Below are 18,742 nucleotides of genomic sequence, written 5' to 3' on the forward strand. Positions count from 1 at the left end.
AGCAGCTGCAGTAAGAAAAAAGAAGGAGACACACCCAACCTTGACCCCAGCTTGAACCAAAATCCATAATCAGAGGTGGCTCACTTCTCGGTGACAAAACCGGCTCAGTTCCGCGTGAGATTCAACACGCTGGCGTCAAAATAGTCAGCGGCAAAAAGCAAATGTTTGCCGGTCGAGGGATCAGAAAACTCGATCCCGGACCCAAAGGCGGAATGATCCGCAAAAATATCGGGATACGCCATGATGGCGGCGAATGCGTGGGGGTTCCAAGCCATTTTTTGACCTTTCTGTCTGATGATAGCCAATCAAAAAGGGCGCTATCTCAGATGCTGATTTCGATACGCACGTCATCCGTGCCGCTAGAAGCGGGTCAGGATATGCGGCGTATGATCAGCGTTTTGGTCATGTCGGGAATCATAGATGGTGGCCCTGGAAATCGTCAATCCAAAAAATGTGCTTGCGGAAAAATAGTCCGGCCTTATTTTGATAGCCATCCGCAGCTCATTCCGAGCCGCGTCTCTGATTGGACATTCTGGTGATGATACGCGGCATAAACGCCCTGTAATATCAAGCGTTTGCGCTGCTCAGGCCATCAGGCCTGCGCCCGGAAATAAGATGGAGACGACCATGGCGGATGCAGCTCGCGCCCCCTATCTCACGTTCCCGAAAGGGAAATCATCCTTCCAGATCAGGGATGGCAAGAAATATATTTCGACCGGTAAAACCGATCGTTCGGAGGCGATGATTGTTCTGCTCGAGTATCTCGACCGCAAAAAGGCGGATGAGGCGCGGACCGCCGCACCGATTACCCGGCTCGCCACGGTAGGGAACATCCTCGACGCGTGGGCGGAGGAGCGTCAACGTGAAAATCCGGAGACCTGGCGCCGCAAATGGCGCACTCTCCATCAGCGGATGAAATGGAAAATCGGTAAATATCTCCTCACTGGCGTCAATAAAAAGCTTCTCGATTGGTATGAATCTGAGCGGTATCGCGAGGGCGTATCCGAGCCGACTGTTCGCCAGGAGCTGACGACTCTTACGGCCGCATGGTCGGTCGCACTGCGGGCAGATCCGCCGATCACCGACTTGCCGATCCCGAAGATCGACCTACCCGCCGGATCCGATCCGCGAGAGGCATTCCTGACACACGAAGAGGCGGACAGGCTGATCGCTGCTGCGGAAAAAGAATACCTCAAACTTTTCATCCGCATCGGTCTCGCCACCGCCGGTCGGCATCGTGCGATCCTCGATCTGACATGGAGCCGTGTGGACCTCGAGAGAGGAACCATTGATCTCCGTATGCCGGGTGAAACCGATGGACCGGTCAGGGTGGATGTGCGCGGACGCCGGATTCGCGCGCCGAGGATGAAGAAGCGCGGTTTTTGCAAGATCGAGGGGGATATCATCGACGAACTCCGCGCGGCTCAGGAGCGGGCCGCGTCGGATCATGTGATCGAGCTGGCCGGTCGCCGTCTCCAGTCCGTCGGCGATGGATTCAAGGCCGCGGTGATCCGTGCCGGATTGGACCCGGATGAGGTGACGCCGCACATCCTCCGTCATACGGCGATCACATGGCTGATGCAGTCGGGGGAAGACATCTACCGGGTGGCCTCCTTTGCCGGCCATAGCAGTCCGAAAATGATCGAAAAAGTTTATGGCCACCATCATCCCGATTTTCAGGGATCCATTGCGAGGCGCCTCGCCCGGCGTGCTTGACGCGATTTTGCTAGGGGTGCAGGGGGATTACCGAATGGTAATCCGGCCCCCGAAATCATCTCTACACGAACGAAACAAATCTGTTCTTTCGTGTAGAGATGCGAGATATGAATCCATTAAAATCAACCTGTTAGGTTGACTTTTAGACCACCAACGCCCCCGTAATGCCGCTTGCCGACACCCCTGCTAAGGGTGCAGGCCCGGAAGGGTCTCGAGGGTTCGAATCCCTTCGTCTCCGCCATTTTCCCCTGCAAACCTGAAAACAAGCCCCTCGCGGGATCTTTTTCTTTATGGCCAAAGGGGTTTGCAGGAGCCATCCACCCTTTGGAGACTGGCTTGCCTCACGAGCTCGGTCTCTGAACGCTCACCGTCACTTTCCACCCGCCCCTCGCTCTCGGCGAGACGGGTTCAAAACCTCCATGCATTTCAAGGAACTGGCGGGATCGCGTTGCGCCCGTGTTTCGCTGGTTCCGGCTTGTTTCGATTCAGATGGAGACGCGACGCGGGCGGCGTGGTCGTTGGTATGTCTTGGGAGACTTGCGCGAAGTCCCTGATGACAAATGCAGTTTCCACCTTTAGCCTGGCGCGATGTCAATCGGGGCCTGGACCGTTCAAGAGAACGACCTGATCATCGCGGATTACTTCGCGACGCTGGCCGACGACGTCTGTGGCCGCCCCTACAACAAGGCCGAGCATCGGCCCGGGCTTCTGCCGCTGTTGAATGATCGGTCCGAAGGAGCGGTCGAGTTCAAGCACCAGAACATCAGCGCCGTGCTGAAGGGGCTGTATGAGGACTGGATCCCGGGCCATAAGCCCGCCTTCAATTTCCAGATGACGCTGGTGGATGCCGTGGCACGTTGACTGGCGCTGAACCCGGCATGGCTCGGCCGCCATTCAGGTACCAGAGCACCGACTGGCCTGGCGGAGGCGCGGCCGATCTGGATCGGGCCGCCGCCCACGTTGTCGAACCAGCCGCCCCCGCAGGAGCTGGCGCAGATGCTGCACATCGCCCGCAAATTCGATGTCGCGGCGAGAGACGAGCGAAACCGCGCCCTCGGCCGTGCCGGTGAGGAGCGCGTCCTGGCGCACGAACGAGCCTTCCTGAAATCAGCGGGCCGCGACGATCTTGCGCGCAAGCTCCGGTGGGTGTCGGAGGAGGAAGGCGATGGTGCCGGCTACAATATCGCCAGTTTCGCGCCGGATGGCCGTCCGCGCCTGATCGAGGTGAAGACGACGAATGGCTGGGAACGCACCCCTTTCCACATCAGCCGCAACGAGCTGGCCGTGGCCGAGGAGCGGCGTTCGGAATGGTCCCTGTTCCGGCCTTGGAACTTCGCGCGCGAGCCGAAGGCGTTCGAGCTGCACCCGCCGCTGGACGCGCATGTCTCGCTGACCGCGACGTCCTTTCAGGCGAGTTTTCATTGAGGGTCAGCGAAACGCCCGCTCAGCCTGCTCCTGCCATTTCTCACCCGCCAGAAAGCGCAGGTCGTAGAGGCTGGAAGACGCGCCCCTGGATCACGCGCCTGTCTGGGACGACGTTGCCACCTTCGATGGCCGCCCGTGGCGCGGTGCAGTGGACATCGTCACTGCGGGCTATCCGTGCCAGCCGTTTTCCGTTGCGGGCAAGCGTCAGGGCGCGGACGACCCGCGCCACCTCTGGCCGCATGTCGCCCGCATCATCGGCGAAATCAAACCGCCCTTCGTCTTCCTCGAGAATGTCGCCCATCATCTCCGCCTCGGCTTCCCTGAAGTCGCCAGCAGACTGGTCGGAATGGGCTACCGCCTTGCGGCAGGCCTCTTCACGGCGGCGGAAGTCGGCGCGCCCCACAAGCGCGAGCGGCTCTTCATCCTCGCCGTCCGGGAGGGCGACGATCTGACCGACCCCGCGCGCCTGCTCTGGCATCCGGTCGAGTGGCGGGAACCGGACGGAACTGCTGCGCTTGTGGCCGACGCCGAGGGCCAGTGCGAACCAGAACCGGCAGACGAAACTGACGCCCTCGCAGGCAGCGGGCCAGCACGGGATGAATCTGGCGACGACGGCAGCAATGTGGCCGACGCCGCAGACCGACAGCTTTCGGAGCCGGGGCGGCGAACGGCGCGGCGAGAAAGGTCTGGAAGGGTTCTTCTTCCGGTATGAACACCGCTTCGTCTATACGCGCCGACTGTCCGACGGCCATATCGGTATCGTCGCGGTCCTGCATGAGCGCATGCATCAGATCGACAGGTTCAAGGAAGATTTTCGCGACTGAAGCGGCAGCCGCCCACGCCCGTCATGCCTCCATAAGCCGTGGGCGGTTTCCGGTGGTGAAGAAGGTTGGACTTCAGGCCCGCGCCCTCCGCCATCAGGCTTTCAACGCATTGAACGCATTGAACGCATTGAACGCATTGAACGCATTGAACGCGTCTTTCAAAGACAACCTGGGCAAGCCTGCTCCTGCGACAGCACATTGTTACAGCGGGCCAGGGGCAGGAACCACAGGACGGCCCGTCAGGCGCGGTGCGGTATTCCGCTTCCGTATGGGCGTTCCGCCTCATCCTGTTGCTCAGGCCACCGCGAACGGGGAAATCCGGGATATTCATTCGCGCCCCCGTTCATCGCGGGAACCTTGCCCAATATCCGCATTCTGTTACAGAATTCATTACATACAGTCGGCGCACATTGCGGCCTGATCCGCGCTATTGACGCGTTTACGCATGCCAGCTGGCCCTTTTTCATTGACACAGGAACGGGCAGCCGCAGCTCGGGCCTCTGGTTGCAGGACGGTACGGGAATGATTGGTGAAAAGCGACTTTTGGGCGTTATGACAATGGCCTACCAGGACTATTTCTTTGTCGAACGCTGGTATCGCTATTGGTCTGCGCAGATTGGTCCTGAATGCCTCTATCTTCTTAGCCATGGCAATGATCCGGTTCACCGCGAAATCGCCATTGGAGCCAATATCATCAATCTTCCCCGCGACAGCGGCATGTATAAGTTCGATGCGCGCAGATGGCGCTCTATGGGCTATCTGGCATCCGGACTTCTTGAGTTTTACAAATGGATGATTGTTTCGGATGTAGATGAGATTGTTATCGCCGATCCGCTATCAGCCACGTCTGTGGGCGACTGGATTGAACGCAACACCAGCGATAATAAATCGGCGCCCAAAAATATATCGCCATTGTGCCTGGAACTTATTCACCTGCCCGATGAAGAGCCCGAAAGTATCGCCGATGATGCGACCATACTTTCCCGGCGGCGCATATTTCAGCCGAACTGGAATTACAGCAAACCCTGTCTGATTGGCGCCCCTGCATTGTTTGCCCCAGGCGGGCATCGCAATAACCTGGGCCCCCGCCTTTTGCCTGATGGGTTGTTCACGCTGCACCTTAAGTTTTTCGATCTGCCCATGTTGACGGACCGAAGCAAGGGGCGCAAAGAAATCATGTCAGAGGCCAGCACAAACGGCCTGGAGGTCGACACCTCAACAAGCTGGGGAAGCACCACCCTGGATCGATATCACAATATTGTCGCAAGCAAGACGCTTCGCGGTGAGGATGTCGATCTTCCCGAATACCGGGCGGCAATGCGCAAGCAGAAACAGAAATATACCAATTCATTCATCTGGGGCCAGGCAATCGACAAAAACCTGTATCGCATTCCAGAGCGCTTTTCCGCCTTGTTCTGATCCGCATATCCCCGCCCCGGGCTGATCTTCCTGTCTTTTCTGGCCCGGGGCGCCGCTGCAATCCGGGCCATGACCGCAGGCAGGAACTTTTGGTCACTGTTTTCCTGGAAATGGCCACGGGAAAAAGCATAGGCCGCATCATTTTCACCCTGCAGGGTGATGAGGCATCCCTGACGCAGCCTCTAAAACAGGGCTATTGTTCCAGTCATTTTCATTCCCTCGAACGGGGTCGTATCCGGGCAATTCGTCCAATACGGCCCCGGTTTTATTCCAGCAGCCGGACAACAAGCCCGAAAACGCCCTGCCCTGCGGATCGGATATTCCGGCTCAGATCTTACGGCTCAGGCCTTGCGGATCAGCTGCAGCAAAGCAAGCTGGCTCTCGCAGCCGGTTTTATGCAGCAGGCTTTTGACCTGGCTGCGCACCGTCTCGGCCGAGCGCCCATGCAGCGCCGCCATATCGCGTATCGACAGCCCATCCGAGACCCCGCTGAGAACCCGCCTCTCGGCTCCGGTCAGCGCAAATCGCTGCGCGATCGTGTCGACGACCGATCCGCTGCTGTGGCGTCCCGGCTCGATCAGCAAGCCGACCATCGGGCCGCAAAGCAGTTCGGAAATCGGTTCGCGGGCGGCACGAAACAAGGTCATCCGATGGCCGTCCTGGTTCCAGACCACCTCTGATCGGGTCAGGGCGCCGCGCTGCAACAGCCGCCTCAGGGCCTGCTGGCCATTCTCATCGCCGAGGCGGATCTGCCCGGTCGGGGTGATCGTGAACAGATTGGCCCGCGCCGCCGCCTGTTCGGCGGCTGGGGTCACCATGACCGGGCGCAGGGTGTCGTCAATCAAACAAAGCCCGGCGCCCATCACCCCGAGGGCCTGGCCCGCAACATTGTCCATCCGCAACTCGCCCGCCGAGCGTGTATAGTAGCGCATCAGCCGCTGCAGATGCGGCTTCATCGCCTCTAACCTGCGGCCCATCGCGGTGGCGACGGCCGGATCCTCGTCCCCAAACACCGTGGTCAGCAGCAGATTTTCCCCACCACGACGGCTGAGCGTCACCCCGACCGAGCCGATATAGCCCGCCGGACGCAGGTAATCATTGTAGTATTCCGTGCGCTTCAGCGTCTCACGCGAGATCACTTCGTGATCGACAATCACGTCATTGGCGCGGCGCAGAATATGATCGGGCACCCATGGATTAAGCTGACTGTAATAATTGGCGTAATCGGCAATCTCTTTCTCACCGACGCCAGAGGCCAGTTCCAGCCGCCCCAGCCCACCGATTGCCTGGTCGTTTTGCAGCATGAACAACGCGCCGCCATTGCCCCGGTCAGAAACCAGCTGGCGCAGAAAAACCGGCCAGTCCGCCTCACCAAGCAGAATGGAGTAAAGCGTCTCGGTCAGATCGGCCTGCAGCTGGTCCACGCTTCCCCCTGACATGCTTCAGGGCACAGACTGTGCACCCGAACAGACAGATGATACCAGCTGCAGCCGGGGATAGCCTGGAAAAACGGCAATATTTGATCAAATATCGACACCGATGCCCGACTGATGCCCGGGTAAGGCCGATCAGCGGCGAGGGCGCAACCGCCCCCCGCCCGATCATGCGATGCGCGAGACCACGAAATCCGCCAGATCGCCCAGGATATCCTTCAGCGGATGGGCTGGCAGCGGCACCAGCGCCGCCCGCGCCTGCGCAGCCCAGGCCAATGCGTCATCGCGGGCCGCGCTGAGGGCACCGTGATGCTCCATCAGGCGCAGGGCCTCTTGCAGATCGCCGTCGCGCTGGTCGCCCTTTTCGATCACCCGGGTCCAGAAGGCCCGCTCTTCCGGGCTGGACGCCGCCACCGCCTTGATCACCGGCAGGGTCAGCTTGCGCTCGCGGAAATCATCGCCGGTATTCTTGCCGATCACCGCCGAGGCACCGCCGTAATCCAGCAGATCATCGGCAATCTGGAAGGCGATCCCAAGCGCATCGCCATAGGTGAACAGCGCCTGCACCTCAGCCGGGCTGGCCCCGGCGATCACCGCGCCAGATTCGGTCGCGGCAGAGAAGAGCGCCGCGGTCTTGCCGCGGACCACCTTGATATAGATCTCTTCCGTGGTCGTCAGATCCTGCGCTGCGGTCAGCTGCAGCACCTCGCCCTCGGCGATGGTGGCCGAGGCATTGGCCAGAATATCCAGCACCCGCAGGCTGCCCGGCTCGACCATCAACTGGAAGGCACGGGCGAAAAGATAGTCGCCCACCAGAACCGAGGATTTGTTGTCCCACAGCAGATTGGCGGTCGGGCGGCCACGGCGCTGTTCGCTTTCGTCAACGACATCATCGTGCAAAAGCGTGGCGGTATGGATGAACTCGACCGTTGCCGCCAGCTTGCGGTGATCCTCGCCCTCGGGGTGGCGCGTCGGATAACCGCAGATATGCGCGGCGGCCAGCACCAGCATCGGGCGAATGCGCTTGCCGCCCGCCTCGATCAGATGGGCGGTCACCTCGGGAATGCGCGGCGCATGTTCGCTGGCCATCCGCGCGCGGATGATCGCATTCACCGCCGCCATATCCGGGCCAAGAGCCTCGGCCAGCCGGTCCTGGGGGCCTGCCTGCGCCTGTTTGGAATTGCCGTCCATCTTCACCCTCAGCCCTTTGCGGGTGCCATTCCCCTTGCCTGATGCGGCAGGTGCAGCTACCCAAAACCGATGAAAGAGCTTTTGCGCACAACCGACCCTACGGTGATCGCCTTCGCCACGGCCCTTCTTGAGGGCGAGGGAATAACAGCCTTCGACCTGGACGTCCACATGAGTATACTGGACGGTTCACTGGGAATTTTGCCCCGCCGCCTGATGGTTGCAGACCGTGATCTGTTCATGGCCCGCGCCATAATGCGCGACAACGACATCGAGGTCTCAAAGTGACCGGCACGGGGAATAACCCAGAGCCTTCGCCCCAGACCGATGCGCCGGATCAGGGTCTCTTTCAGGATCATGAGCTGTCGGACGACAAATTTCTGACCGGCAGGCTGCAGCTGTGGCAACCCCTGCGCGGCTACCGCGCCGCGACCGATGCGGTTTTTCTGGCAGCGGCCTGTGGTGCAAAGCCGGGCGAGTCGGTGCTGGATCTGGGCTGCGGCGCGGGGGCAGCCTCGCTTTGTCTGGCGGCGCGGGTGCCGGGCCTGCAGCTTTCCGGGCTGGAGCTGCAGCCAGGCTATGCCGAGCTGGCCCGGCGCAACGCGGCCCGCAATGCGGTGCCGATTGAGGTCCATCAGGGCGATCTGACCCGAATGCCAAAGGCGTTGCGCCGCGACTTTGACCACGTGATCGCCAATCCGCCCTGGTATCCGGCAGGGGGAACCCCCTCGCCCGTGGGCGTGCGGGCAACCGCAATGCAGATCACGCTGCCCGTCAGCACATGGATCCTGGCTGCGGCCCGCAGACTGGCCCCGGGAGGCTGGCTGACGATGATCGCAGGCGCGGATTCAATGCCAGAGATGCTGGCGGCGCTGGCGCCGAAGCTGGGATCGGCCTCTATCCTGCCGTTGCAGGCCCGCGAAGGCCGCGAAGCGCTGCGGGTGATCCTGCGGGCCCGCAAAGGCGGGCGCAGCGCCTTTCGCCTGCTGGCCCCGCTGGTGATCCATCAGGGCCAGGCCCATGACGGAGACCGCGAAAGCTATACCCCGCTCGCAAATTCAATCCTGCGTGACGGCGCAGCACTGCCAGCACAATCTCGCTGATTAAAAGAGAATTACTGGCAGTATTTGTCGCAGCCGTGTGAAAGACAGATGACACGACTCACATTCCGTGCTGCACTCCTTGTTACGCGAAAACAAACAGGAGGACGAAATGAGCATTTCTTCGCATCTGACAGAACTTCGCAAAAAGCACGATGTGCTTTCCGACAAAGTCGAAAAGGCACAGCGCAGCCCGGCGGTCGACGCGACCCAAATCACCGAAATGAAACGCCAAAAGCTGCGGCTGAAGGAAGAAATCAACCGTCTTGCCACCCATTGATGGTGTGACGGGGCCCATAGCAGATACCGCCTGATCAGGGCCGTTTGCGTGCCGCGATCAAAGCGCCGCCAGCAATCAGAGCAGCTGCCGCCAGAATGGTCCAGCCAGGCTCGGCCCTGCCCGCGATGATCAGCACAAGGGTCGAAAGCAAAGGCGCCGCATAAGAGGCGACACCCAACAGCTGGATGTCGCCTCTTTTCATGCCGATGTCCCAGGTGAAAAACGCCGCCCCAACCGGGCCCAGCCCCAGAGCGATAACTGAAACCCAGCCCAGCGCATCGACAGGCAGAGCAGTCTCTTCCAAAGCCAGATGCGCAACCAGCGACAAAGCCGCCGAGGCAAGGCAGAAAACCGTAACACTTTCCGTGGGCACATCACCCAGGCGCCGCGAAATCACCGAATAGACAGACCATGTAATCGCGCAGCCAAAGGCAAGCAGCATGCCGGTGGTATTGAAACCGCCAGCCTCATTGCGGGCAAAAATGATCAGCGCAGCACCGGCAAAGGCGATCGACGCCCCCAAAAGCTGCTGCGGGAACAACCTTTCCCCCGGCAGAAGCCCAGAAAGCAAGACGATAAACAATGGCCAGAGATAGGCGATCAGGCCAGTCTCAGCTGTCGGCGCGACGCGAAAAGCCGTGAAATACAGGAAGTGGTATCCAAAAAGCCCAAGCGTACCAAAGGCATAGACCTTCCAGGATACGCCGCGCAAAATTGAGAACCCCTGCCTGGCCGTCCAGGCCAAACCAATCACCCCACCTATTGTGAAGCAGATTGCGTTCAACAAAAACGGCGGGACCGGAGCAGACCCAATTGTCAACAACGCAAGCAAAGACCACATCAGCACGGCGCTGAACCCGATAATGGTTGCTTTGTTGCGTGACATTTCATCCCCCCTGCCCCCGTTTCCTTTGAAGGAAACGGCCCGGAGTTTTCAAAAACTCCGGGTTCAGTCCTATGGCAGTCGGTCGAAAAGGAAAAGACCCGCTGCAAAAGCGGGCCTTACCTTGGATATAGGCGGCAGATCAGACTACGAATTGTCCGCCATTCGCAGAGATTGTCGAGCCGGTGATGAAGCCAGCATCATCAGATGCGAGGAAGGCGACACAGCGGGCAATTTCCTCCGGCTCACCAAGACGACCAACCGGAATTTGCGGAATGATCCGCTCTGCCAGAACTTTCTCATCAATCGCTCGCACCATCTCGGTGCCAATATAACCTGGGCAAATCGCGTTTACGGTGATCCCAGCGCGCGCGCCCTCTTGCGCCAAAGATTTGGTGAAGCCCAGATCACCGGATTTCGCGGCCGAGTAATTGGCCTGCCCTGCCTGGCCTTTCTGCCCATTGATCGACGAGATATTGATCACTCGCCCGAACTTGCGGTCACGCATGCCCGACCACAATGGGTGGGTCATATTGAACAACCCGGTCAGGTTGGTGTCGATCACCTCTTTCCACTGGGCCGGGGTCATCTTGTGAAACATCGCATCGCGCGTAATGCCCGCGTTGTTAACAAGGATTTCAATCGGACCCAGGTCAGCCTCGACCTTTCTGATACCTTCGGCGCAGGCGTCATAATCCGCCACAGACCACTTATAGGCTGGGATGCCAGTTGCCGCTGTAAACGCTTTGGCCGCATCGTCGTTGCCAGCATAATTCGCTGCGACCCTGTAGCCCGCCGCCTTCAGCGCGACTGAAATCGCAGCGCCGATACCGCGAGATCCGCCGGTGACGAGTGCAACTCTTGACATGATTCCTCCTCAGAAAACCCTATCTCTCATTGCTATCGATCAGAAAAGATATGCGCAACATTATTGCTGAGAATATTTTTATTGTGCATGAAAATTTCCTGATAACTGCTCAAATCTATCAGAATGCGCGTCAAAGGGCACCGAAATCGGAGCACCCTTTGACGTAATCTTTTCTGCCCGGCGCGTTACGTTCAGTCACGCTCGATGCAAAGCGCGACGCCCATACCGCCGCCGATGCACAGCGTGGCAAGCCCCTTTTTGCCGCCCGAGCGGATGAGCTCAAAGATCAGCGTATTCAGGATACGTGCGCCACTGGCACCGATTGGGTGACCGATGGCAATAGCACCGCCATTGACGTTCACCTTTGCCGTATCCCAGCCCATGTCCTTATTCACAGCACAGGCCTGAGCGGCAAAGGCCTCATTGGCCTCGATCAGATCAAGGTCAGAGGCCTTCCAGCCAGCTTTGTCCAACGCCTTGCGCGAGGCATAGATCGGACCGACGCCCATAATCGCCGGATCAAGGCCAGCCGTCGCATGCGAGGCGATCCGCGCCAGAACCTTCAAACCGCGCCGTGCAGCCTCTTCTTCGGACATCAGCAGCACAGCTGCCGCACCGTCATTCAACCCGCTGGCATTCGCGGCTGTAACCGTGCCATCTTTGGTGAAAGCGGGTTTCAGCTTTTGCATTGCCTCGATCGTAGCGCCGTGGCGGATATATTCGTCGCTATCGACCGTGATGTCGCCCTTGCGGGTTTTCACGACAAACGGGGTGATCTCGTCTTTGAACTTACCCGCCTTTTGCGCGGCTTCGGCCTTGTTCTGGCTGGCAACGGCGAATTCGTCCTGTTGTTCGCGCGAGATCTGCCACTGGGCGGCGACGTTCTCTGCAGTCTGACCCATATGGTAATTGTTGAACGCGTCCCAAAGCCCGTCTTTGATCATGGAATCGACCATTTTCATGTCGCCCATTTTGGTTCCCGCCCGAAGATGCGCGACGTGGGGCGACAGGCTCATGCTTTCCTGCCCGCCAGCGATGACGATCCCGGCCGCACCCGTCTGGATCTGTTGCGCCGCAAGCGCCACCGTCCGCAACCCCGAGCCACAGACCTGATTGATCGACCAGGCAGAACTTTCCCGCGGCAGGCCAGCCAGAATATGGGCCTGACGTGCCGGATTTTGTCCCTGTCCTGCGGTCAGAACCTGGCCCAGAATCGTCTCGTTGACATCGGCTTTATCGATCCCGGCGCGGGCGACAACGGCCTCAATCACAGCGGCACCCAGCTCATGTGCGGGCGTATTGGCAAACGCACCGTTGAACGAGCCTACTGCGGTCCGCGCCGCCGAAACGATTACGACATTGGTCATCTTTGGCCTCTCCTCAGGCAGATTAGACGGCGATGTATCCGGCGGCCATCAGAAAGCCAGCCATACAGGCCTTGCATGAAGAGGGGCATAATCCGAAGGAATACGCAAGAATATTGCAGGATAGCTGACAGCCGGATCTTTGCTACCCCCCGCCCCGCCGCCGTGAGCGCAGAAACTGCGCGAAATCCGGCGTCAGTTCAGGCTTGCCGAACAGATAGCCCTGCAGACAGCCGACCCCCTGCTCTCGCAGCCAGTTTGCCTCGTCGTTGGTTTCGACGGCTTCGGCCACAAGGAACATGCCAAATTCCTGCGCCATAGCGATGGCCGAGCGGATGACGGGCTGGTTCGTCGCGTCAATGTGGCAGTCCCGGATAAAGCGGCCATCCAGCTTTGCGATGTCAAAGCCGAATTCGTAAAGCAGGCTGAGCGAGGTGAAACTGTCGCCGAAATCGTCAAGGGTGAAGGTGATGCCAAAGCCCTGCAGCTCATCCATGAAGGGGATCAGCACATCGGGCATCTGCATGGCCGAGGCCTCGTTTATCTCAAGTATCAGACCGCGCCCGACATCAGGATGCTCGCCCAGCGTGCGGCGCAAAAGCTGTGTCCAGGGCTTATAACCCACCGAGCGCGCCGACATATTCACCGCGATTCGAATGCCCGGATTGCGCCGCAGCGTCTGCAACCCAAGACGCAGCGCGGCGACGTCAATCTCGCGGCCCAGTTCACGGGTTTCCGATATGGCCATGAAGTCGCGGGCCGGGATCGTCATCTGCCGCTCATCCAGCAGACGAATATAGCCCTCATAGAAGCCGATGATCTGCGGATCGGCCGCATAGACCGCCGGCTGAAACGCCAGCCGCATGCGTTTGTTGGTCAGCGCATCGCGCACCATTTGCAAAACCGCGCGCTCTGCCGATGAGGTTGCAATCGCGAAGGGCGATGCCTCATTCGGGTCGAGATCGACCTTCAACTGTCGCCGCACGGGCACGAAGCTCATCGCAGGATCCTCACTGTTGTAGTGACAGCCTGCACCAGGACGGGTAAAGCCTTTCTGAAGTTCTGCATTTGTTTCAAAATGCGCCTATCGAGGAGCCCCCGATGCCAGACGCCACCACAGCCCAGCCCTCGCCAGCGGCGCAGCGCTGCCCCTGGTGCGGCACCGATCCGCTTTATGTCGCCTATCATGACAGGGAATGGGGCCGCCCCGAACGTGATCCCCGCGCCCTGTGGGAGATGCTGATCCTTGAGGGCTTTCAGGCCGGGCTGTCCTGGTACACCATTCTGAAAAAGCGCGAAAATTTCCGCGCGGCCTTTCAGGGATTCCATCCTGCAACCATCGCCACCTGGGGCCAGGATGAGGTGGAAAAGCTGCTGCTCGATCCCGGCATCGTCCGCCATCGTGGCAAGATCGAAAGCACGATCCGTTCAGCCCGCGCCTGGCTGGAGATTGAGGCGGCAGAGGGGTTCTCACCCTGGATCTGGTCTTTCACCGGCGGCGTCAGCGTGCAAAACCGGCTGACCTCTATGGCGGATGCGGTGGCCTCGAGCCCGGAAAGCGTCATCATGTCAAAGGCGCTTAAAAAGCGTGGTTTTAATTTCTGCGGCCCCTCGATCACCTATGCCTTCATGCAGGCCACGGGAATGGTGAATGACCACTTCATCAGCTGCCCGCAGCATGCAGAATGCGCAGCCCTGGCATAAGCCGGGGCATGCGCTGCCGTTTCACCCCTTGGCGCTTGCGGCCTCAGCCCTCATATAGGGGCAAACCCGCGAAAGTGAGGAACGCATGTTCGGTCTTGATGACGCCAATATCCCCGCCGCCACCGATCTGATCAAAGACGGCGGCGATGCCACCTTTATGGCCGATGTGATCGAGGCCTCGAAAGAGGTTCCGGTGATCGTCGATTTCTGGGCCACCTGGTGCGGCCCCTGCAAGCAGCTTGGCCCGGCGCTGGAGGCGGCGGTAACCGCAGCCAAAGGCAAGGTGCGGCTGGTCAAGATTGACGTCGATCAGAACCAGATGGTTGCGGGCCAGCTGCGGGTGCAGTCGATCCCGACCGTCTACGCCTTCTGGCAGGGTCAGCCGGTCGATGGCTTCCAGGGCGCATTGCCCGCCTCCGAGATCAAGAAATTCATCGACAAGCTGACCGATCTGACCGGCGATGGCGGGCTGGCCGATGCGCTGGCTGCGGCCGAAGAGATGCTGGAACAGGGCGCAACCGCCGATGCGGCTGAAACCTTCGCCGCGATCCTGGGCGAAGAGCCGGAAAATGCTGCCGCACTTGGCGGCCTGGCCCGCAGCCATATCGCGGCAGGCGATCTGGACCAGGCCGAGGCGCTGCTGAATGCCGCCCCCGCAAAAATCGCCACGGCAAAAGAAGTTGAGGCTGCAAAAGCCCAGCTGGAGCTGACCCGCCAGGCCGCAAACGCCGGCCCCGAGGCCGAGCTGCAGGCCGCCGTTGACGCCGATCCCGCCAACCACCAGGCGCGCTTTGATCTGGCGGTGGCGCTGAATGCCAGCGGCAAGGTCGAAGAGGCCGTCGATCAGCTGCTGGAGCTGTTCCGCCGCGACCGTGAATGGAATGAGGGCGCCGCCCGCACCCAGCTTTTCACCATCTTTGACGCGCTGAAACCCCAGGACCCGATCGTGCTGAAAGGGCGGCGCAAGCTGTCCTCGATGATCTTCGCGTAAGATGTTCCCCCGGCACCCTTCGCTTTCGGATCTGCCGGGAACGATCCCGGTTTTCCCCCTGCCCGGGGCGCTGCTTTTGCCCCGGGCGCGGCTGCCTTTGCATATTTTCGAGCCGCGCTATCTGGCGATGATCGATGATTGCCTGAAACATCCGCATCGGCTGATCGGCATGGTCTGCCCGCTGGGCGAGGAGGGCGACCGCCTCTCGGCGATTGGCTGCGCCGGGCGGCTGGTGCAGCTGTCGGAAACCGAGGATCGGCGCTATATGATCACCCTCTCCGGGGTGGCGCGGTTTCGCCTGCAGGCCGAGGTCGAGGGTTTCACCCCCTATCGCCGTTTCAATGTCGACTGGTCCTCTTTCGGGCGCGATCTGGGCACGACAGAGCTGGACCCCGGCCTTGACCGCCCCGCGCTTTTCGCGCTGGTCTCGCGTTATCTGGCGGGGCGCGATATGTCGGCCGACTGGAAGGGGCTGGAATCCGCCCCCGATGAGGTGCTGATCAACGCGCTTTCGATGCTGGTGCCGCTGCCCCCCGAGGACCGTCAGGCGCTGCTGGAATCCCCCGATCTGCCAACCCGGCGCGAGACGCTGGTGACGCTGGTCGAATTTGCCCTCAGGGGCGGCAACAGTGATGAGATTTTGCAATGAGCGAGAATATGTCAGCGCCCCGGCCCGACCGCGCAGCCGAGGCCGCCAAAGACAATGACACCAAAGATCAGGCCAAACCCGCCGCCTTTGACCGCCGCATGCTTGAGGCGCTGGTCTGCCCGGTGACCCATGGCCCCCTGTCCTGGGACAGCGAAAAGCAAGAGCTGGTCTCGAAATCGGCGCGGCTGGCCTTTCCGGTTCGGGGCGGGATCCCGGTGATGCTGGTCTCTGAGGCCCGCGAGCTGGGCTGACCCTGCCAGAGACAGGGCTGCAGAGGCGGGGCTGCAGAGGCAGGGCTGCCGGGGCGGGGGCCAGCAAAGGCGGGGCCGGGCTTTTCAGCTGGCCGCCTCAGGTCCTGCGCTTCTCAGACCTTGCGCTTCTCAGGCTTTGCGCAGGCGCATCATGAAGAAGCCGTCCATGCCGCCCTGATCGGCCAGATAGTCTGGCCGCAGGCGCAACCCGCCAGGGCGCAGCCACCAGGCGGGATCAATGCCGGGCAGATCGGGCTGCTCGGGCGTCAGGCCCGGGTGACGTTCCAGCGCCGCATCCATCTGCATCTCGCCCTCTTCCGGGAACAGCGAGCAGGTTGCAAAGACCAGCCTGCCGCCTGGCACCAGCCACTCCAGCGCCCGGTCGATCAGCGCAGATTGCAGCGCGGCAAGCCCCGCGATCTCGCTGCCGTCGCCGAGGTAGGGCAGATCCGGGTGGCGGCGAATGGTGCCGCTGGCCGAACAGGGCGCATCAAGCAAGATCGCGTCGAATTTCTCCTCTGGCTGCCAGTGCAGCGCATCGGCGGTGACCAGTTGCGCCTGCAGCCCGGTGCGGGCCAGGTTCTCTTCCACGCGCCGCATCCGGGCCGGTGAAATATCCAGCGCGGTGACATCGGCACCGCTGGCCGCCAGCTGCATCGTCTTGCCGCCGGGGGCTGCGCAAAGATCCAGCACCCGCTCGCCCGGTTTGGCGTCCAGAAGCCGCGCAGGCATCGCTGCTGCCATATCCTGCACCCACCAGTGCCCCGCCTCATAGCCCGGCAGGCCGCTGATCCGGCCCGGATCGGTCAGGCGCAGGCTGCCTGTGGCAAGGCGCAGCCCCTCGGGCAGGTCACCTGCGGCGTTATCCTTCAGCGTCAGATCCAGCGGCGGCGCGGCGGCAAAGACCGTCTCCATCGCCTGGACGGCCTCACGCCCCCAGGCATGAACCAGCGGCTGACGCAGCCAACGCGGCATCTTTTGCACCGGGGCCGCCAGCAGCTGCGCCGGGTCAACCCCGCGCAGAACCGCATTGACCAGCCCCGACATATGGCGCGTTTTCATATTCTGCCGCGCCAGCGCGACAGCGGCATTCACCACCCCATGCGGCGCCGCGCCAAGCGCCATTTCAACCACCCCCAGCCGCAGGATATTGCGCAACGCCAGCGGCGGCGATTTGCGCAGCAGTTTGTCCAGCAGGCGGTCGGCGGGCTCGATCCGGCGCAAGACCTCATCGGCAAGGCGGCGGGCACGGGCACGGTCTTGCGGCGGCAAAGCAGGCTCGGGGATCTCAGAGAGCATCAGCCCCTCACCGAGAACCGCATTCAGCGCGGCCAAAGCTGCCGCCCGTGCTGCCAATCCATCCGCCATGCTGCGCCCCTTTGCACCTTGCTCGCGCAGGCTGTATCATGGCTTGGCCGCAGGAAGGAACCACTGCCAGGAAGGAACCACCGCCATGAGTGAAAAATCAGGCGACGCTGCCGCCCAGACCGATCTGCAGGCCCTGCCACCCGCCGCCCAACGCGCCCTGGCCGAGGCCGAAGCCCGCCGCAAAGCCGCAGGCGACCAGGCAGTGCCGAAAGAATACGGCGGCCGCGACGGCCCCGAGCCCGTGCGCTATGGCGATTGGGAAAAGAAAGGGCTGGCGGTCGATTTTTGACCCCAGCCCGTTTTTTGGCCCCAGCCCGGCTGCCTGGCCCCAAAGCCTCTGATAGGCTGCGGGGGGTGTCAGATCCCCAGCACATCCACCATGTCATATTGGCCGGGCTTTTTGCCCTGCCCCCACAAAACCGCCCGCAGCGCACCACGCGCGAAGATGCTGCGGTCGGTCGCCAGATGGCGCAGCACGATCCGCTCGCCATCGGCGGCGAAGATCACGTCATGCTCGCCGACGATATCGCCGCCCCGGATCGCCGAGAAGCCAATTTCGCCACGCCTGCGGGCGCCGGTAATCCCCTCACGCGCGGGAACACGCAGCTCTTGCAAGGGCTTGCCGCGCCCCTGGGCCGCCGCCTCGCCCAGCATCAGCGCCGTCCCCGAGGGGGCATCGACCTTGTGGCGGTGATGCGCCTCGACGATCTCGATATCCCAGTCCTCATCCAGCGCGGCGGCAATTTTCTGGGTCAGCCGGGTCAGAAGATTGACGCCAAGGCTCATATTTCCGGCCCGAATGATCACCGCATGGCGGGCGGCGGCCTCCAGCTTTGCCAGATCCGCCTCGCTCAGCCCGGTGGTGCCGATCACATGCACGGCGCGGGCCTGTGCGGCGAGGCCTGCAAAGGCAACCGTCGCCTCGGGCGAGGTGAAGTCGATCACGCCCTGGGCTTTGGCAAAGGCCTCGACCGGGTCATCGGTGACGATGATCCCGTTTGCCTGCCCGCCCATCGCCTCGCCCAGATCGCGGCCGATCCAGGGGCTGCCCTCACGCTCGACCGCCGCCACCAGGCGGGCGCGGTCGCTGGCCTGAACGGTCTTTGCCAGCATCTGGCCCATCCGGCCCGAGACACCTGTGATGACGATACCTGGCAAGTCGCTCATGGCGCAGAAATCCATATCTGTTTGGGATGGTTAAAGGGTTCTGCCCGCGTTCCTGCGGCAGAGCCGCGCAAATGTCACGCCGTTTTTGCAGCGGCGCTTGCCCGCGCCTCGC

The 18,742-nt window shown here is 61.3% G+C and carries 20 protein-coding genes and 2 pseudogenes; 14 read left to right on the top strand and 8 right to left on the bottom strand.

What is annotated here, in order from left to right; translation table 11 throughout:
* Positions 1-212 precede the first annotated feature (212 nt).
* From HOY34_RS02020 to HOY34_RS02045, 6 genes and pseudogenes are all read left to right on the top strand, one after another.
* A complete protein-coding gene (locus HOY34_RS02020; protein WP_172359667.1) occupies positions 213-539 on the top strand; it encodes a hypothetical protein in 327 nt (108 codons plus the stop codon).
* Positions 540-615: 76 nt separating this feature from the next.
* Entirely contained in the window at positions 616-1,716 is a 1,101-nt protein-coding gene (locus HOY34_RS02025) for a tyrosine-type recombinase/integrase (protein ID WP_172359668.1), read from the top strand.
* A gap of 588 nt (positions 1,717-2,304) precedes the next feature.
* Positions 2,305-3,141 (top strand): annotated as a pseudogene (locus HOY34_RS02030) (protein NO VEIN domain-containing protein).
* Between the two features lie 148 nt (positions 3,142-3,289).
* Positions 3,290-3,532, top strand: a pseudogene (locus HOY34_RS21955) (DNA cytosine methyltransferase); the annotation flags it as partial.
* Positions 3,533-3,656: 124 nt separating this feature from the next.
* Positions 3,657-3,965 carry a hypothetical protein gene (locus HOY34_RS21960; protein ID WP_253944145.1) on the top strand — a complete coding sequence of 103 codons (309 nt, stop codon included), beginning with the start codon at positions 3,657-3,659 and terminating at the stop codon, positions 3,963-3,965.
* Between the two features lie 357 nt (positions 3,966-4,322).
* Positions 4,323-5,384: a glycosyltransferase family protein gene (locus HOY34_RS02045; RefSeq protein ID WP_172359669.1), complete on the top strand. Its 1,062-nt coding sequence runs from the start codon at positions 4,323-4,325 to the stop codon at positions 5,382-5,384.
* 341 nt (positions 5,385-5,725) lie between these two features.
* Here the strand turns inward: HOY34_RS02045 and HOY34_RS02050 are convergent, their stop codons facing one another.
* Both HOY34_RS02050 and HOY34_RS02055 read right to left on the bottom strand, forming a co-directional pair.
* Entirely contained in the window at positions 5,726-6,808 is a 1,083-nt protein-coding gene (locus tag HOY34_RS02050; RefSeq protein ID WP_172359670.1) for a helix-turn-helix transcriptional regulator, read from the bottom strand.
* 177 nt (positions 6,809-6,985) lie between these two features.
* Positions 6,986-8,008, bottom strand: a complete 1,023-nt coding sequence (locus HOY34_RS02055; protein WP_172359671.1) for a polyprenyl synthetase family protein — start codon at positions 8,006-8,008, stop codon at positions 6,986-6,988.
* A gap of 69 nt (positions 8,009-8,077) precedes the next feature.
* On the opposite strand from HOY34_RS02055, the gene HOY34_RS02060 reads away from it, so the two are divergent.
* From HOY34_RS02060 to HOY34_RS02070, 3 genes are all read left to right on the top strand, one after another.
* A complete protein-coding gene (locus tag HOY34_RS02060; protein ID WP_172359672.1) occupies positions 8,078-8,293 on the top strand; it encodes a putative signal transducing protein in 216 nt (71 codons plus the stop codon).
* A complete protein-coding gene (locus tag HOY34_RS02065) occupies positions 8,290-9,108 on the top strand; it encodes a tRNA1(Val) (adenine(37)-N6)-methyltransferase (RefSeq protein ID WP_366926896.1) in 819 nt (272 codons plus the stop codon). Before HOY34_RS02060 ends, HOY34_RS02065 begins: the two co-directional genes overlap by 4 nt.
* Positions 9,109-9,217: 109 nt before the next feature.
* A complete protein-coding gene (locus HOY34_RS02070; RefSeq protein WP_172359673.1) occupies positions 9,218-9,385 on the top strand; it encodes a YdcH family protein in 168 nt (55 codons plus the stop codon).
* A 34-nt stretch (positions 9,386-9,419) separates the two neighbouring features.
* Here HOY34_RS02070 and yddG read toward each other — a convergent pair whose 3' ends face one another.
* From yddG to HOY34_RS02090, 4 genes are all read right to left on the bottom strand, one after another.
* Positions 9,420-10,271: an aromatic amino acid exporter YddG gene (yddG, locus tag HOY34_RS02075; protein ID WP_172359674.1), complete on the bottom strand. Its 852-nt coding sequence runs from the start codon at positions 10,269-10,271 to the stop codon at positions 9,420-9,422.
* A gap of 139 nt (positions 10,272-10,410) precedes the next feature.
* Positions 10,411-11,136 carry a beta-ketoacyl-ACP reductase gene (locus tag HOY34_RS02080; RefSeq protein ID WP_172359675.1) on the bottom strand — a complete coding sequence of 242 codons (726 nt, stop codon included), beginning with the start codon at positions 11,134-11,136 and terminating at the stop codon, positions 10,411-10,413.
* Between the two features lie 191 nt (positions 11,137-11,327).
* A complete protein-coding gene (locus tag HOY34_RS02085) occupies positions 11,328-12,503 on the bottom strand; it encodes an acetyl-CoA C-acetyltransferase (RefSeq protein WP_172359676.1) in 1,176 nt (391 codons plus the stop codon).
* A gap of 142 nt (positions 12,504-12,645) precedes the next feature.
* The gene (locus HOY34_RS02090; protein WP_172359677.1) at positions 12,646-13,500 is read right to left on the bottom strand and encodes an EAL domain-containing protein; all 855 of its coding nucleotides are present in this window, start codon (positions 13,498-13,500) and stop codon (positions 12,646-12,648) included.
* Positions 13,501-13,601: 101 nt separating this feature from the next.
* On the opposite strand from HOY34_RS02090, the gene HOY34_RS02095 reads away from it, so the two are divergent.
* From HOY34_RS02095 to HOY34_RS21965, 4 genes are all read left to right on the top strand, one after another.
* A complete protein-coding gene (locus HOY34_RS02095; RefSeq protein WP_172359678.1) occupies positions 13,602-14,204 on the top strand; it encodes a DNA-3-methyladenine glycosylase I in 603 nt (200 codons plus the stop codon).
* Positions 14,205-14,289: 85 nt separating this feature from the next.
* Complete coding sequence (trxA, locus tag HOY34_RS02100; protein ID WP_172359679.1) at positions 14,290-15,195, top strand: thioredoxin; 906 nt, start codon at positions 14,290-14,292, stop codon at positions 15,193-15,195.
* Position 15,196: 1 nt separating this feature from the next.
* Complete coding sequence (locus tag HOY34_RS02105) at positions 15,197-15,844, top strand: LON peptidase substrate-binding domain-containing protein (protein ID WP_172359680.1); 648 nt, start codon at positions 15,197-15,199, stop codon at positions 15,842-15,844.
* Positions 15,845-15,942: 98 nt separating this feature from the next.
* Positions 15,943-16,095 carry a Trm112 family protein gene (locus tag HOY34_RS21965; protein ID WP_253944162.1) on the top strand — a complete coding sequence of 51 codons (153 nt, stop codon included), beginning with the start codon at positions 15,943-15,945 and terminating at the stop codon, positions 16,093-16,095.
* Positions 16,096-16,224: 129 nt separating this feature from the next.
* On the opposite strand, the gene HOY34_RS02115 is transcribed toward HOY34_RS21965, so the two are convergent.
* Positions 16,225-17,463 (bottom strand): RsmB/NOP family class I SAM-dependent RNA methyltransferase, encoded by a 1,239-nt coding sequence (locus HOY34_RS02115; protein ID WP_172359681.1) that lies wholly within the window; start codon positions 17,461-17,463, stop codon positions 16,225-16,227.
* 85 nt (positions 17,464-17,548) lie between these two features.
* Here HOY34_RS02115 and HOY34_RS02120 point away from each other — a divergent pair, with 85 nt between their 5' ends.
* Complete coding sequence (locus HOY34_RS02120; protein ID WP_172359682.1) at positions 17,549-17,752, top strand: DUF1674 domain-containing protein; 204 nt, start codon at positions 17,549-17,551, stop codon at positions 17,750-17,752.
* Positions 17,753-17,820: 68 nt separating this feature from the next.
* Here the strand turns inward: HOY34_RS02120 and dapB are convergent, their stop codons facing one another.
* Positions 17,821-18,630, bottom strand: coding sequence for a 4-hydroxy-tetrahydrodipicolinate reductase (gene dapB / locus HOY34_RS02125; RefSeq protein WP_172359683.1), 810 nt, complete (start codon positions 18,628-18,630; stop codon positions 17,821-17,823).
* Positions 18,631-18,742 lie beyond the last annotated feature (112 nt).

This window comes from Pseudogemmobacter hezensis (assembly GCF_013155295.1).
Taxonomy (GTDB): domain Bacteria; phylum Pseudomonadota; class Alphaproteobacteria; order Rhodobacterales; family Rhodobacteraceae; genus Pseudogemmobacter; species Pseudogemmobacter hezensis.